Origin of the sequence: Lysobacter sp. ISL-50 (assembly GCF_018612875.1) — a bacterium.
GTDB lineage: Bacteria > Pseudomonadota > Gammaproteobacteria > Xanthomonadales > Xanthomonadaceae > Lysobacter.
On sequence record NZ_JAGGRI010000019.1, the window covers coordinates 1 to 14,204 of the forward strand.

Genomic DNA, 14,204 nt, shown 5'->3' on the forward strand with positions numbered 1-14,204 from the left:
GCCCCGGCCAGCGGCGTGCCGCAGGTTCCGGCCGGTCAGGCCGCTCCGGCGACGACGGCTCCGGCCGCGCCCGCCGGGCAGGTTCCGGCCGCTCCGGCCGCCACTACGCCCGCGCAGCAAGCGCCGGCGCAGCAGGCGCCGGTCCAGCCGACCGCCCCGGCAAAACAGCCGGCTACTGGCGGCTGAGATAAACAGGTTAAAATAGAGTTTCAGCCTCGCCGGGATGGCGGGGCCGGTCAGCGATGACCAGTCGGCTTCGAGACGATTACGAAGCCGGAGCCAGGATGGCGTGGTTGGTAGCAGTGCCCAGATGGCGGAATTGGTAGACGCACTACCTTGAGGTGGTAGCGACTTAGGTCGTGGGGGTTCGAGTCCCCCTTTGGGCACCACATCCATCCCGACGCGGTAATCCCCAGCTCCAAGCAATTCGCAACTCGCACCACGGTACGCAGGTGCGGCACGCACGGCGGGCCGCGCCGCGTGTCCAAACGACTGGCGCAAGTGGCGCCAAGCCAAGGTCGCGCAAACGCGCCCATGTAGCCGAACAAGTAGCCGAGAGAACACCGCGTGCTGGCCGAATACCTGCCGACTCTGCTGTTCCTGATCGTCGCCGGTGGTATCGGCGTCGCCCTGTTGGTAGTAGGCAATGTGCTCGGGCCCAAGCGCCCGACCGCGGAGAAACTGTCTCCCTACGAATGCGGCTTCGAAGCCTTCGAAGACGCGCGCATGCAATTCGACGTGCGCTACTACCTGATCGCCATCCAGTTCATCATCTTCGATCTGGAAATCATCTTCATCGTGCCCTGGGCCACCGTGTTCCGAGATCTCGGCGTGGTCGGCCTGATCGAAATGGGCATTTTCGCCAGCATGCTCCTGCTCGGCTTCGTTTACGTCTGGAAGAAGGGAGCGCTCGAATGGGAGTGATCCAAACCGTCAGCGACACCGTCTCGGGCCTGATGCACAACCCGATCCCGGAAGGCCGCCTCGACGACATCCTGCGCCCGGAAGGCGAGAACCCGCTGCTGCAGCAGGGCTTCGTCACCACCAACCTGGACACGCTGTGGAATTGGGCGCGTACCGGGTCGATGTGGCCGATGACCTTCGGCCTGGCCTGCTGCGCGGTCGAGATGATGCACGCCGGCGCCTCGCGCCTGGACCTGGACCGTTACGGTGTGGTGTTCCGCCCGTCGCCGCGCCAGTCCGACGTGATGATCGTCGCCGGCACCCTGGTCAACAAGATGGCCCCGGCGTTGCGCAAGGTCTACGACCAGATGCCCGACCCGAAGTGGGTGATCTCGATGGGCAGCTGCGCCAACGGCGGCGGCTACTACCATTACTCCTACGCCGTGGTGCGCGGCTGCGACCGCGTGGTTCCGGTCGATGTCTACGTGCCCGGCTGCCCGCCGACCGCCGAAGCGCTGGTCTACGGCATCCTGCAATTGCAGCGCAAGATCCGCCGCGGCACCAACTTCGGCGAGCACAAGCAGGGCGTGCGCGAATGAGCGCCGCCCCTCTTGCCCAGCGCCTGAGCGAACGCTTCGCCGGCGCTTCGGTCGTCGTGGCGCAGCCGCGCGGCGAAATCACTCTTGAAGTCGCGCCGGCGCAGTGGCTCGCCGCCGCGCTCGCGCTGCGCGACGAGTTCGGCTTCGAACAATGCGTCGATGTCAGCGGCGTGGATTACCTGAGCTACGGCAGCGACGAGTGGGACACCGACGTGTCCTCGGAAGGCTTCTCGCGCGGCGTGGAAGGCAAGAGCGCCGGCCGCTTCCGTTGGGGCGAGTCGCCCAACGGCGCGGAAGATTCCAAGCCCGCGCGCCGCTTCGCCGCGGTCGCGCATCTGCTGTCGTGCCAGCACAACCAGCGCGTGCGGCTCAAGACCTTCGCGGATAACGACGACCTGCCGGTGGTCGGTTCCCTGAGCGCCATCTGGCCGGGCGTCAATTGGTTCGAGCGCGAAGCGTTCGACCTGTACGGCATCATTTTCGAAGGCCATCCGGACCTGCGCCGCATCCTCACCGATTACGGTTTCGTCGGCCATCCGTTCCGCAAGGACTTCCCGCTGATCGGCAACGTCGAAGTGCGCTACGACGCCGAAAAACGCCGCGTGGTCTACGAACCGGTGTCGATCGAACCCCGCGTCGGCGTGCCGCGCGTGATCCGCGACGACGCGCGCTACCAGACCGCCCAGGGCGAGACGGCTCAGCGCGACGCACAGCGCGAGGTGAAGTGATGAGCAACCCCGCCAGCGACATGCCGTCGATCAACCTCAACACCTCCGGCCTCAACAACGCCGAGATCCGCAATTACACCTTCAACTTCGGTCCCCAGCATCCGGCCGCGCACGGCGTGCTGCGCCTGATCCTGGAGATGGACGGCGAAGTGGTGCAGCGCGCCGATCCGCATATCGGCCTGTTGCATCGCGGTACCGAGAAGCTGGTCGAGTCCAAGCCGTTCAATCAGTCGATCGGCTACATGGATCGCCTGGACTACGTGTCGATGATGTGCAACGAGCACGCTTACGTGCGCGCGATCGAGTCCCTGCTGGGAATCGAGGCGCCCGAGCGCGCCCAGTACATCCGCACCTTGTTCGACGAAATCACCCGCGTCCTCAATCACTTGATGTGGATCGGTTCCAACGCGCTCGACCTGGGCGCGATGGCGGTGTTCCTGTACGCCTTCCGCGAACGCGAAGAGCTGATGGACTGCTACGAGGCGGTCTCCGGCGCGCGCATGCACGCGGCGTACTACCGTCCCGGCGGCGTCTACCGCGACCTGCCGGACCGGATGCCGCAGTACAAGGAATCGCCGTGGAAGAAGGGCGCCGGCCTCAAGCGCTTCAACCAGTGGCGCGAAGGCTCGATGCTCGATTATCTCGACGCGTTCGCCGACGACTTCCCCAAGCGCGTGGACGAATACGAAACCCTGCTGACCGATAACCGCATCTGGAAGCAGCGCACCGTCGGCATCGGCGTGATCTCGCCCGAGCAGGCCCTGGCCTGGGGCATGACCGGTCCGATGATCCGCGGCTCGGGCATCGCCTGGGATCTGCGCAAGAAGCAGCCCTACGCCAAGTACGCGGAAGTCGATTTCGACATCCCGGTCGGCGTCAACGGCGACTGCTACGACCGTTACCTGGTGCGCGTGGCGGAAATGCGCGAGTCCACCCGCATCATCAAGCAATGCGTGAAGTGGCTGCGGGTCAATCCCGGCCCCGTGATCGTCGACAACTTCAAGGTCGCCCCGCCCAAGCGCGAGGAGATGAAGGACGACATGGAAGCGCTGATCCATCACTTCAAGTTGTTCTCGGAAGGCTATTGCGTGCCGGCCGGCGAGACCTACGCGGCGGTGGAAGCGCCCAAGGGCGAATTCGGCTGCTACCTGGTCTCCGACGGCGCCAACAAGCCGTTCCGCTGCAAGCTGCGCGCGCCGGGCTTCGCCCATTTGTCGTCGATGGACGAAGTCGTCCGCGGCCACATGCTGGCCGACGTGGTGGCGATGATCGGTACCTACGACATCGTGTTCGGCGAGATCGATCGGTGAAGACGGGAATCGGGAATCGGGAATCGGGAATCGACAGAGCCCAGGCCGCGCGAGATCGCGCCGGGCGTCGCTCGATCCAGATGTCTCGAGTTCCTGCGTTCCGCTCCAACCGATTCCCGATTCCCTATTCCCGATTCCCGGCTTTACCCCTATGAAAGCGACAGGCAATTTCGAGGCCGCACAGCACGTCGATCCGATGGTTGCACTGTCGGACAAGACGCGCGCGCACATCGACCACTGGCTGGCCAAGTTTCCGCCCGACCGCAAGCGTTCGGCGGTGCTGCAGGGCCTGCATGCCGCGCAGGAGCAGAACGACGGCTGGCTGACCGACGAGCTGATCGCCGCGGTCGCCAAGTACCTGAGCCTGCCGCCGGTGTGGGCGTACGAGGTGGCGAGCTTCTATTCGATGTTCGAGACTGAGAAAGTCGGCCGCAACAACGTCGCCTTCTGCACCAATATCAGCTGCTGGCTCAACGGCGCCGAGCAACTGGTCGCGCACGCCGAAAAGAAGCTGGGCTGCAAGCTCGGTGAATCCACCCCCGACGGCCGCGTCTTCCTCAAGCGCGAGGAAGAATGCCTGGCCGCGTGCTGCGGCGCGCCGGTGGTCGTCGTCAACGGTCATTACCACGAGAAGCTCGACGCGACGAAAGTCGACGAGCTGCTCGATGGTTTGAAGTGAGGTCGGGCGAGATGGCGCACGGTCACCACGATTATTCCCAGGGCTACGGCCCGGTCGGCCCGGCTCCGCAGGAGCATCAGGTCGTCTATACGACGTTGCATTACCAAACGCCGTGGTCGTACGAAAACTATTTGAAGACCGGCGGCTACAGCGCGCTGCGCAAGATCCTGACCGAGAAGACCGACCCGTCGGTGATCATCGACACGGTCAAGGGCTCGGGCCTGCGCGGCCGCGGCGGCGCGGGCTTCCCGACCGGCCTGAAGTGGAGCTTCATGCCCAAGGGCAGCGGCACCCAGAAGTACATCCTGTGCAACTCGGACGAATCCGAGCCGGGCACGGCCAAGGACCGCGACATCCTGCGCTTCAACCCGCACTCGGTGGTCGAGGGCATGGCGATCGCCTGCTACGCCACCGGTTCCACCGTCGCCTACAACTATCTGCGCGGCGAATTCCATCATGAGCCGTTCGAGCATTTCGAGCAGGCGCTGAAGGAAGCCTACGAGCACGGCTGGCTGGGCAAGAACGTGCTCGGCAGCGGCGTGGACATCGACATCTACGGCGCGCTCGGCGCCGGCGCCTACATCTGCGGCGAAGAAACCGCGCTGATGGAATCGCTGGAAGGCAAGAAGGGCCAGCCGCGCTACAAGCCGCCGTTCCCGGCCAATTTCGGCCTGTACGGCAAGCCGACCACGATCAACAACACCGAGACCTACGCCTCGGTGCCGGCGATCATGCGCAACGGCGCGGAGTGGTTCTTGAACCTGGGCAAGCCCAACAACGGCGGCCCGAAGATCTTCTCCGTGTCCGGCCACGTCGCCAACCCGGGCAATTTCGAAATCCGCCTGGGCACGCCGTTCGCCGACCTGCTGCAGATGGCCGGCGGCATTCGCGGCGGCAAGAAGCTCAAGGCGGTGATCCCCGGCGGATCGTCGATGAAGGTGTTGCCGGCCGAGCAGATGATGGCCTGCACGATGGACTACGACTCGCTGCAGAAGGCCGGTTCCGGCCTGGGCTCGGGCGCGGTCATCGTGATGGACGAGACCACCTGCATGGTCCGCGCCTGCCAGCGCATCGCCCGCTTCTATTTCAAGGAAAGCTGCGGCCAGTGCACGCCGTGCCGCGAAGGCACCGGCTGGATGTACCGCATGCTGACCCGCATCGCCGAAAAGCAGGCGACCCTGGAAGACCTGCAGATGCTGCGCGCCGCCGCGGGCCAGATCGAAGGTCACACCATCTGCGCGTTCGGCGAAGCCGCCGCGTGGCCGGTGCAGGGCTTCCTGCATCATTTCTGGGACGAGTTCGAATACGCGATCGTCAACAAGCGATTCCTGGTGGACGATCAGGCCGCGGGCACCGTGGTCGAGAAGAAGGTGGCTGCATGAGCGCCCAGCCGGTAAATCCGAATCTTCCGCCCGACCACGTCACCGTCTTCATCGACGGCGTCGAGATGGCCGCGCCGAAGGGTTCGATGATCATCCAGGCCGCCGACAAGGCCGGCATTCCGATCCCGCGTTTTTGCTATCACGACAAGCTGGCGATCGCGGCGAACTGCCGCATGTGCCTGGTCGAAGTCGAGAAGATGCCCAAGCCGGCGCCGGCCTGCGCCACGCCGGTCATGGACGGCATGAAGGTCGTCACGCGCAGCGAGAAGTCTCTGAAGTCGCAGCGCAACGTGATGGAATTTTTGCTGGTCAACCATCCGCTGGACTGCCCGATCTGCGATCAGGGCGGCGAGTGCGAACTGCAAGACCTGTCGATGGGCTACGGCCGCTCGGTCAGCCGTTTCTCCGAGCGCAAGCGTGTGGTGCCCGACGAGGACATCGGTCCGCTGGTCGCCACCGAGATGACGCGCTGCATCCAGTGCACCCGCTGCGTGCGCTTCACCGCGGAAATCGCCGGCACTTATGAGCTGGGCGGCATGTACCGCGGCGAGAACCTGCAGATCGGCACCTTCGACGGCAAGCCGCTGACCACGGAGTTGTCGGGCAACGTCATCGACGTGTGCCCGGTCGGCGCGCTGACCAACAAGGTGTTCCAGTTCAAGGCGCGTCCGTGGGAACTGACCGCGCGCGAATCGCTGGGTTACCACGACGCGCTCGGCAGCAATCTGTTCCTGCATACCCGCCGCGGCGACGTGCTGCGCACCGTGCCGCGCGACAACGAAGCGGTCAACGAGTGCTGGCTGTCGGACCGCGACCGTTATTCGCACCAGGGCCTGTACGCGGAAGACCGCGCTCAGCGTCCGCTGGTGAAGGACAACGGCGAATGGCGCGAAGCGACCTGGGACGAAGCGCTCAGCCGCGCGGCCAAGATCCTGCGCGACAACGGCGGCGACAGCCTCGGCGTGCTCGCTCATCCGGCGACCTCGAACGAAGAAGGCGAGCTGCTGGCGCGTCTGGCCCAGGCCGCGGGCACCGGCAACCTCGATCACCGCATTTCCCAGCACGACCTGTCCGACGCCGCGATCGCGGAAACCTTCGCCATGCCGGTCGCCGAGCTCGAGAAGGCGGACGTCGTGGTGATCGTCGGCGCCAATCTGCGCCAGGAACTGCCGCTGGTGCATCAGCGCGTGCGCAAGGCCTGGACCCGCGGCGCCAAGGTGCACGTGGTCAATCCGGTCGATTTCGATTTCACTTTCGACCTCGCCGGCAAGCGCATCGTCGCGCCGTCGCAGCTCGCGGCCGCACTGAACGATGAAGCGCTGCGCGAGATCGCCAAGGCCGGCAACCACGTCGCATTGATCGTCGGCGCGGTGGCCGAGAACGGCCCCTACGCGGCGGCGATCCGCGCCGCGGCGAAGTCGTTCGCGCAAGCCACCGGCGCCAAGCTGTGCCGCATTCCGCAGGGCGCCAACGCGGTGGGCCTGGCCCGCCACGGCGTGCTGCCGAGCGCGCGCGACGCCCGCGCCATGCTCACCGACGCGCGCGGCGCGTATGTCATCTACGGCATCGAGCCGGGCCTGGATTTCGCCGATACCGAAAGCGCGTTGCGCGCCCTCGGCGCCGCGCAGGTCGTGGCCTTCAGTCATTACGCCTGCCGTTCGACCAAGGCCGTCGCCGACGTGATCCTGCCGATCGGCCTGCTGCCCGAAGTCGATGCGACCCTGACCAATCTCGACGGCCTGTCGCAGCTCGCGACGGCGGGCGGCAAGCTGCCGGGTTCGGCGCGCGCCGGCTGGCGCGTGCTGCGCGCGCTCGGCGGCGAACTGGGCGCGAACGGTTTCGAATTCACCGATCTGGCCGGCCTGCGCAGCGGCATCGTGCCGCGCGACGTCTCGCCGGCCGCGAGCCTGGCGCCGAGCGTGGCGGGCGAGGGCCTGGAAGTCGCGGTGTCCACCGCGATCTACCGCAGCGACGCCACCGTGCGCCGCGCTCCGGCCCTGCAATCGCATCCTTTGAATCAGGAACCGCGCGCGGTGCTCAACGCCAAGGACGCCGCGGCGCTGGGTTTCAGCGATGGCGCGGTCGGCAAGTTCAGCGCGGGCGCCGGCACCGCGACGCTGCCGGTCGCGATCAGCGACAAGGTCGCGGCGGGCACGGTGTGGATCGAAAGCGGGCATGGCGCGACCGCGCCGCTCGGCGCCGGCCGCGTGCAGACGGGGAGGGCTTAAGCCATGGCGGACGGAATGTTCTTCACCCAGGTCGTCGATCCGACGCGCGAATTCTTCCTGTCGTTCGGCATGGCCGGCGCGGTGGCCTGGATCGTGCTCAAGATCCTGTTGATCGCCATGCCGGTGATCATCAGCGTGGCGTTCTACGTGGTCTGGGAGCGCAAGCTGATCGGCTGGATGCACGTGCGCCGCGGTCCGATGTACGTCGGCATGGGCATCCTGCAAGCCTTCGCGGACGTGTTCAAGCTGCTGTTCAAGGAAGTGATCCAGCCGGCCAAGGCCGAGTCGTTCCTGTACAAGCTGGCGCCGCTGCTGACCCTGGCGCCGGCGTTCGCGGCGTGGGCGGTGGTGCCGTTCGACGCCAAGGCGGTGTTGTCCAACGCCAACGCCGGCCTGCTGTACCTGCTGGCGATGACCTCGCTGGGCGTGTACGGCATCATCCTCGCCGGCTGGGCGTCCAACTCCAAGTACGCCTTCCTCGGCGCGATGCGCGCCGCGGCGCAAGTGGTGTCGTACGAAATCGCCATGGGCTTCGCCATGGTCGGCGTGATGGTCGGCGCCGGCAGCCTCAACCTCACCGACATCGTGATGGCGCAGTCCGGCAACGCCGGCGCCTTCGAGTGGTTCGCGCTGCCGATGCTGCCGCTGTTCGTGGTGTATTTCATTTCCGGCGTGGCCGAGACCAACCGCGCGCCGTTCGACGTGGTCGAAGGCGAGTCGGAAATCGTCGCCGGTCACATGGTCGAGTATTCGGGTTCGGCGTTCGCGCTGTTCTTCCTGTCCGAATACGCCAATATGATCCTGATCAGCTTCCTGACCGCGATCTTCTTCCTCGGCGGTTGGCTGAGCCCGTTCCAGGGCCTGGGCATTCCGTTCCTGTCGGTCGATGGCTGGTGGTGGCTGTTCGCGAAGGTGTTCTTCTTCGCCAGCTGCTTCATCTGGTTCCGCGCTTCGTTCCCGCGCTACCGCTACGACCAAATCATGCGCTTGGGCTGGAAGGTGTTCATTCCGCTCACCATCGCCTGGATCTGCGTGGTCGCCGTGATGGCGTACTACAAAGTGTTTCTGCCGGGCGCGTAAGGACAGGCATCCCACGACATGAATCGCATCGTTTCCTATTTCAAAAGCCTGCTCCTGATCGAGCTTGCGCAGGGCCTTGGGCTGACGCTCAAGTACCTGTTCAAGCCCAAGTACACGCTGATGTACCCGATGGAGAAGACGCCGCAGTCGCCGCGTTTCCGCGGCATCCACGCGCTGCGCCGTTATCCCAACGGCGAAGAGCGCTGCATCGCCTGCAAGCTGTGCGAGGCGGTGTGCCCGGCGCTGGCGATCACGATCGACTCGGAAAAGCGCGCCGACGGCACCCGCCGCACCACGCGTTACGACATCGATCTGTTCAAGTGCATCTTCTGCGGCTTCTGCGAAGAATCGTGTCCGGTGGACTCGATCGTGGAAACGCATATCCACGAATACCACTTCGACCAGCGCGGACAGAACATCGTCACCAAGCCGCAGCTGCTGGCCATCGGCGACCGTCTCGAAACCGAGATCGCCGAGCGCCGCGCTGCCGACGCCGCCTTCCGCTGAGTATTTGATATGGATCTCGCCCAGATCGCCTTCTTCGTCTTCGCCGCCGCGGCCACGCTGTCCGCGGTGGCCGTGATCAGCGTCAAGAACCCGGTCCACGCCGCGCTCAGCCTGGTGCTGACGTTCTTCTCCGTCGCCTGCGTGTGGATCATCGCCGGAGCCGAGTTCCTCGGCGTGGCCCTGATCCTGGTCTACGTCGGCGCGGTGATGGTGCTGTTCCTGTTCGTGGTGATGATGCTCGACATCGACGTCGCGCCCTTGCGCGAAGGCTACGTCCGCTATCTGCCGGTGGGCCTGCTGGTGGCGATCGTCATGCTGGTGGAGATGCTGACCCTGATCGGGGTCAAGGCCAGCGTGGTCGCGCCGCTGACCGCCGATGCATCGAACGGCTCCAATACCAAGTGGCTGGCCACCGCGCTGTTCACCGACTTCCTGCTGCCGTTCGAGATCGCCGCGGTGATCCTGACGGTGGCGGTGATCGCCGCGGTGATGCTGACCTTGCGCCGCCGTCCCGGCGCCAAGCACCAGAACCCGAGCGAGCAGTCGCGCGTCCGCGCCAGCGACCGCGTCCGCATGATCAAGATGGATGCGGTGAAGCCGGCGGCGCCCGTCGCGCCCGCCGAAGCCGCGCCGCAGGAGGCCAAGCCGTGAGCGAATTCTTCGGGTCCGGTCTCGCCCTGGGCCACTATCTCGCCCTCGGCGCGGTGCTGTTCTGCATCAGCGTCGCCGGCATCTTCCTCAATCGCAAGAACGTGATCGTGCTGCTGATGTCGATCGAGCTGATGCTGCTCGCGGTCAACATCAACTTCGTCGCCTTCTCGCGTCAGCTGGCCGATCCGGCCGGTCAGGTGTTCGTGTTCTTCATCCTGACCGTCGCCGCCGCCGAGGCCGCCATCGGCCTGGCGATCCTGGTCACGCTGTTCCGCAACCGGCGCACGATCAACGTCGCTGAAATCGACACGATGAAGGGCTGACCGGCATGCAACCCGTCGTAATTTCCAAGACCATCCTGCTCGCCGTCGTGCTCGCGCCGCTGCTCGGCGCGATCGTCGCCGGCCTGTTCGGACGCAGGGTCGGCCGCGCCGGCGCCCACAGCATCACGATTCTCGGCGTCGCCGCCAGCTGCGCGATGTCGATGTACGTGCTGTGGCAGCTCGTGGGGCAGGGCGCCGCGCCGTTCAACGAGAACGTCTACACCTGGTTCCAGATCGGCAGCTACGAAGCCCACATCGGCTTCATGATCGACAAGCTGACCGCGATGATGATGGTGGTCGTCACCTTCGTCTCGCTGCTGGTGCACATCTACACCATCGGCTACATGGCCGAGGACGACGGTTACCAGCGCTTCTTCAGCTACATCTCGCTGTTCACCTTCTCCATGCTCATGCTGGTCATGAGCAACAACTTCCTGCAGCTGTTCTTCGGCTGGGAAGCGGTGGGCCTGGTGTCGTACCTGCTGATCGGTTTCTGGTTCAAGAAGCCGACCGCGGTGTTCGCCAACATGAAGGCCTTCCTGGTCAACCGCGTCGGCGACTTCGGCTTCCTGCTGGGCATCTGCGGCGTGTTGTGGCTGGTGGGTTCGCTCGACTACGGCACCGTGTTCGCCAACGCCAGCTCGGCGCTGGTCGGCAAGACCGTGCCGGTCCTGGGCGGCAGCATCACCTTGTTCGGCCACACCTGGACCTATCTGAGCGAGCCGATAGCCTGGTCGGCGCCGACGGCGATCTGCATCTGTCTGTTCATCGGCGCGATGGGCAAGTCGGCGCAGGTGCCGCTGCACGTGTGGCTGCCCGACTCGATGGAAGGCCCGACCCCGATCTCGGCGCTGATCCACGCCGCGACGATGGTGACCGCGGGCATCTTCATGGTCGCGCGCATGTCGCCGCTGTTCGAGCTGTCGCAGACCGCGCTCAACTTCGTGCTGTTCATCGGCGCCACCACCGCGTTCTGGACCGGCCTGATCGGCATCGTGCAGAACGACATCAAGCGCGTGGTCGCGTACTCGACCCTGTCGCAGCTGGGCTACATGACCGTCGCCCTGGGCGTGTCGGCGTACTCGGCCGCGGTGTATCACCTGATGACCCACGCCTTCTTCAAGGCGCTGCTGTTCCTGGCCGCGGGCTCGGTGATCATCGGCATGCACCACGAGCAGGACATGCGCAAGATGGGCGGGCTGCGCAAGTACATGCCGATCACCTACTGGACCAGCCTGCTCGGCACGCTGGCCCTGGTTGGCACGCCGTTCTTCGCCGGTTTCTATTCGAAGGACACCATCATCGAAGCCGCCGCGCATGCCGCGCACGGCGAGCACGCGACCTGGGTCTCGCAGTACGCCTACTGGGCGGTGCTGCTGGGCGCCTTCGTCACCGCGTTCTACAGCTTCCGCCTGCTGTACATGACCTTCCACGGCAAGGAACGCTTCCGCGACGCGCATGCCGGTCACGGCCATGACGCGCACGACGATCATGCGCACGACAGCCACGGCCACGCCAAGCACGACGATCACGCCCACGACGATCACGGTCATCACGGCGCGCACGAGCCGCACGAGTCGCCTTGGGTGGTGACGGTGCCGCTGGTGTTGCTGGCGATTCCGTCGGTGCTGATCGGCTTCTTCACCGCCGGCCCGATGCTGTTCGGCACCGACTGGCTCGGCCACGAGAAGCAACTGCCGTTCTTCCTCGGCGCGATCGATCTGTCGGCGGCGCGCGACACCATCGCCCAGGTCGGCGAAGAAGCCTGGCACGGCCCGATCAAGTTCGCCCTGCACGGTTTCACCGCGCCGGCGTTCTGGCTGGCCTTCGCCGGCTTCGCCCTGGCCACGGTGATGTACCTGTGGAAGCCGGAATTGCCGGCCAAGGCGGCCAAGCTGTTCAAGCTGCCGATCCGCATCCTGGAAAACAAGTACGGCATGGACAATCTCTGGATCGACGGCTTCGCCGGCGGCGGCGTCAAGATCGGCCAGGCTTCGCGCGCGATCGACAGCCACGTCATCGACGGCGCCGTGGTCAACGGCAGCGCCAGCCTGGTCGGCTTCATCGCCAACCTGACGCGCCGCGTCCAGTCCGGCTATCTCTACCACTACGCCTTCGCGATGATCATCGGCCTGATTGTTCTGCTCGCCGTCGTCATCCGGTTCTGGCACTAATTCGACAAGGACACCAGACGTGAACACCGTGCCCTTGCTTAGCATCCTGATCTGGCTGCCGATCCTCGGCGGCCTGGCGACCCTCGCGTTCGGCAACGAGCGCGCCAACGCCGCGCGCTGGTTCGCGCTGGTCGTGGCCATCGCCACGCTCGCCACGAGCGTGCTGATGTTCACCCATGCCGACTTCACCAGCGCGAGCATGCAGCTGGTCGAACAGCGCGCGTGGATCCCGGCCTACGACATCCGCTATCACCTCGGCGCGGACGGCATCTCGGCGGCGCTGATCGCGCTGACCACGCTGACCTCGATGCTGGTGCTGATCAGCGCCTGGACCTCGATCGACAAGCGCGTGAGCCAGTATTACGCCGCGTTCCTGATCCTCGAAGGCCTGATGGTCGGCGTGTTCTCGGCGCTGGACGCGATGCTGTTCTATGTCTTCTTCGAAGGCATGCTGATCCCGATGTTCATCATCATCGGCGTGTGGGGCGGCCCGCGCCGCGTGTACGCGTCGGTGAAGTTCTTCCTGTACACCTTCCTCGGCTCGGTGTTCATGCTGGTCGGGCTGATCTACCTGTTCCTGAAGGGCGGCAGCTGGCAGCTCGCGGACATGTACGCGCTGCAGCTCAGCGCCACCGAGCAGATGTGGATCTTCTTCGGCTTCCTGATCGCCTTCGCGGTCAAGGTGCCGATGTTCCCGGTCCACACCTGGTTGCCGGACGCGCACGTGGAAGCGCCGACCGCCGGTTCGGTGATCCTGGCCGCGATCATGCTGAAGATCGGCGGCTACGGTTTCCTGCGCTTCGTCCTGCCGATCGTGCCCGACGCCGGCCACGAGTACGCGTGGCTGGTGATCGCGCTGAGCCTGATCGCGATCATCTACGTCGGCCTGGTCGCGCTGGTCCAGGAAGACATGAAGAAGCTGATCGCGTATTCGTCGGTCTCGCACATGGGCTTCGTCACCCTGGGCACCTTCATCGCGTTCTACCTGGTCCATAACGGCGATGCGCACGGCACCGACGCGGCGCGCCTGGGCCTGCAGGGCGCGATGGTGCAGATGATCAGCCACGGCTTCGTGTCGGGCGCGATGTTCACCTGCGTCGGCGTGCTCTACGACCGCATGCACAGCCGCATGATCAAGGACTACGGCGGCGTCGCCAACGTGATGCCGTGGTTCGCCGCGTTCGTGGTGTTGTTCGCGATGGCTAACTCCGGTCTGCCGGGCACCTCGGGCTTCGTCGGCGAGTTCATGGTCATCCTGGCGTCGTTCCAGCAGCATCCGCTGATCGCCTTCGGCGCGGCGACCACGCTGATCGTCGGCGCGGGCTACACGCTGTGGCTGGTCAAGCGGGTGATCTGGGGCGAGGTCGGCAACGCCCACGTGGCCGAGATGGAAGACCTCAACCCGCGCGAAGCGCTGGTGCTGGGCGTGTTCGCGGTCGGCGTGCTGGTGCTGGGCGTGTGGCCGAAGCCGCTGACCGACCTGATGGAGCCGGCGATCGCCAATCTCGCCAGCCAGATCGTCGCCAGCAAGTTGTAAGCGCCGCGCGGGCCCCGGCCCGCGCGGTGGAGAAGTGAGTGGAAGCGAGCAGTGAGGAACGAGTTGGAAGCGCGATCACCGCAGCTCACCTCTCGCTTCTCTC

14 protein-coding genes and 1 tRNA gene are annotated in these 14,204 nt (G+C 65.5%); all 15 read left to right on the top strand.

The window, feature by feature from the left end; translation table 11 throughout:
- The coding region (locus J7J50_RS11840; protein ID WP_215057836.1) for a hypothetical protein at positions 1-186 on the top strand (186 nt) is incomplete at its 5' end.
- A gap of 118 nt (positions 187-304) precedes the next feature.
- Positions 305-389: transfer RNA gene (locus tag J7J50_RS11845), tRNA-Leu, on the top strand.
- 178 nt (positions 390-567) lie between these two features.
- Positions 568-924: an NADH-quinone oxidoreductase subunit A gene (locus J7J50_RS11850; RefSeq protein ID WP_057942707.1), complete on the top strand. Its 357-nt coding sequence runs from the start codon at positions 568-570 to the stop codon at positions 922-924.
- Positions 915-1,502, top strand: a complete 588-nt coding sequence (locus J7J50_RS11855) for an NADH-quinone oxidoreductase subunit B (RefSeq protein ID WP_057942708.1) — start codon at positions 915-917, stop codon at positions 1,500-1,502. The genes J7J50_RS11850 and J7J50_RS11855 overlap by 10 nt, the downstream gene beginning before the upstream one ends.
- A complete protein-coding gene (locus J7J50_RS11860; RefSeq protein WP_215057837.1) occupies positions 1,499-2,230 on the top strand; it encodes an NADH-quinone oxidoreductase subunit C in 732 nt (243 codons plus the stop codon). Before J7J50_RS11855 ends, J7J50_RS11860 begins: the two co-directional genes overlap by 4 nt.
- Positions 2,231-2,250: 20 nt before the next feature.
- Positions 2,251-3,540: an NADH-quinone oxidoreductase subunit D gene (locus tag J7J50_RS11865; protein WP_215057950.1), complete on the top strand. Its 1,290-nt coding sequence runs from the start codon at positions 2,251-2,253 to the stop codon at positions 3,538-3,540.
- Positions 3,541-3,691: 151 nt separating this feature from the next.
- The gene (gene nuoE / locus J7J50_RS11870) at positions 3,692-4,219 is read left to right on the top strand and encodes an NADH-quinone oxidoreductase subunit NuoE (RefSeq protein ID WP_215057838.1); all 528 of its coding nucleotides are present in this window, start codon (positions 3,692-3,694) and stop codon (positions 4,217-4,219) included.
- Between the two features lie 11 nt (positions 4,220-4,230).
- Positions 4,231-5,601 carry an NADH-quinone oxidoreductase subunit NuoF gene (gene nuoF, locus J7J50_RS11875; protein WP_215057839.1) on the top strand — a complete coding sequence of 457 codons (1,371 nt, stop codon included), beginning with the start codon at positions 4,231-4,233 and terminating at the stop codon, positions 5,599-5,601.
- Positions 5,598-7,829 (top strand): NADH-quinone oxidoreductase subunit NuoG, encoded by a 2,232-nt coding sequence (gene nuoG, locus J7J50_RS11880; protein WP_215057840.1) that lies wholly within the window; start codon positions 5,598-5,600, stop codon positions 7,827-7,829. The genes nuoF and nuoG overlap by 4 nt, the downstream gene beginning before the upstream one ends.
- Positions 7,830-7,844: 15 nt before the next feature.
- A complete protein-coding gene (gene nuoH / locus J7J50_RS11885) occupies positions 7,845-8,909 on the top strand; it encodes an NADH-quinone oxidoreductase subunit NuoH (RefSeq protein WP_215057951.1) in 1,065 nt (354 codons plus the stop codon).
- Positions 8,910-8,927: 18 nt separating this feature from the next.
- Entirely contained in the window at positions 8,928-9,416 is a 489-nt protein-coding gene (nuoI, locus tag J7J50_RS11890) for an NADH-quinone oxidoreductase subunit NuoI (protein WP_057942714.1), read from the top strand.
- 9 nt (positions 9,417-9,425) lie between these two features.
- Positions 9,426-10,067 (top strand): NADH-quinone oxidoreductase subunit J, encoded by a 642-nt coding sequence (locus J7J50_RS11895; RefSeq protein ID WP_215057841.1) that lies wholly within the window; start codon positions 9,426-9,428, stop codon positions 10,065-10,067.
- 26 nt (positions 10,068-10,093) lie between these two features.
- Positions 10,094-10,390: an NADH-quinone oxidoreductase subunit NuoK gene (nuoK, locus tag J7J50_RS11900; protein WP_148649187.1), complete on the top strand. Its 297-nt coding sequence runs from the start codon at positions 10,094-10,096 to the stop codon at positions 10,388-10,390.
- Positions 10,391-10,395: 5 nt separating this feature from the next.
- A complete protein-coding gene (gene nuoL, locus J7J50_RS11905; protein WP_215057842.1) occupies positions 10,396-12,564 on the top strand; it encodes an NADH-quinone oxidoreductase subunit L in 2,169 nt (722 codons plus the stop codon).
- Between the two features lie 19 nt (positions 12,565-12,583).
- Positions 12,584-14,101, top strand: a complete 1,518-nt coding sequence (locus tag J7J50_RS11910) for an NADH-quinone oxidoreductase subunit M (protein WP_215057843.1) — start codon at positions 12,584-12,586, stop codon at positions 14,099-14,101.
- Positions 14,102-14,204 lie beyond the last annotated feature (103 nt).

Excerpts from the sequence above, each read along its gene's own strand:
- nuoG (WP_215057840.1), top strand. The coding sequence starts at position 5,598 with ATGAGCGCCCAGCCGGTAAATCCGAATCTTCCGCCCGACCACGTCACC.
- J7J50_RS11855 (WP_057942708.1), top strand. The coding sequence starts at position 915 with ATGGGAGTGATCCAAACCGTCAGCGACACCGTCTCGGGCCTGATGCAC.
- J7J50_RS11895 (WP_215057841.1), top strand. The coding sequence starts at position 9,426 with ATGGATCTCGCCCAGATCGCCTTCTTCGTCTTCGCCGCCGCGGCCACG.
- nuoH (WP_215057951.1), top strand. The coding sequence starts at position 7,845 with ATGTTCTTCACCCAGGTCGTCGATCCGACGCGCGAATTCTTCCTGTCG.
- nuoF (WP_215057839.1), top strand. The coding sequence starts at position 4,231 with ATGGCGCACGGTCACCACGATTATTCCCAGGGCTACGGCCCGGTCGGC.
- J7J50_RS11865 (WP_215057950.1), top strand. The coding sequence starts at position 2,251 with ATGCCGTCGATCAACCTCAACACCTCCGGCCTCAACAACGCCGAGATC.
- nuoE (WP_215057838.1), top strand. The coding sequence starts at position 3,692 with ATGAAAGCGACAGGCAATTTCGAGGCCGCACAGCACGTCGATCCGATG.
- nuoL (WP_215057842.1), top strand. The coding sequence starts at position 10,396 with ATGCAACCCGTCGTAATTTCCAAGACCATCCTGCTCGCCGTCGTGCTC.
- nuoI (WP_057942714.1), top strand. The coding sequence starts at position 8,928 with ATGAATCGCATCGTTTCCTATTTCAAAAGCCTGCTCCTGATCGAGCTT.
- J7J50_RS11860 (WP_215057837.1), top strand. The coding sequence starts at position 1,499 with ATGAGCGCCGCCCCTCTTGCCCAGCGCCTGAGCGAACGCTTCGCCGGC.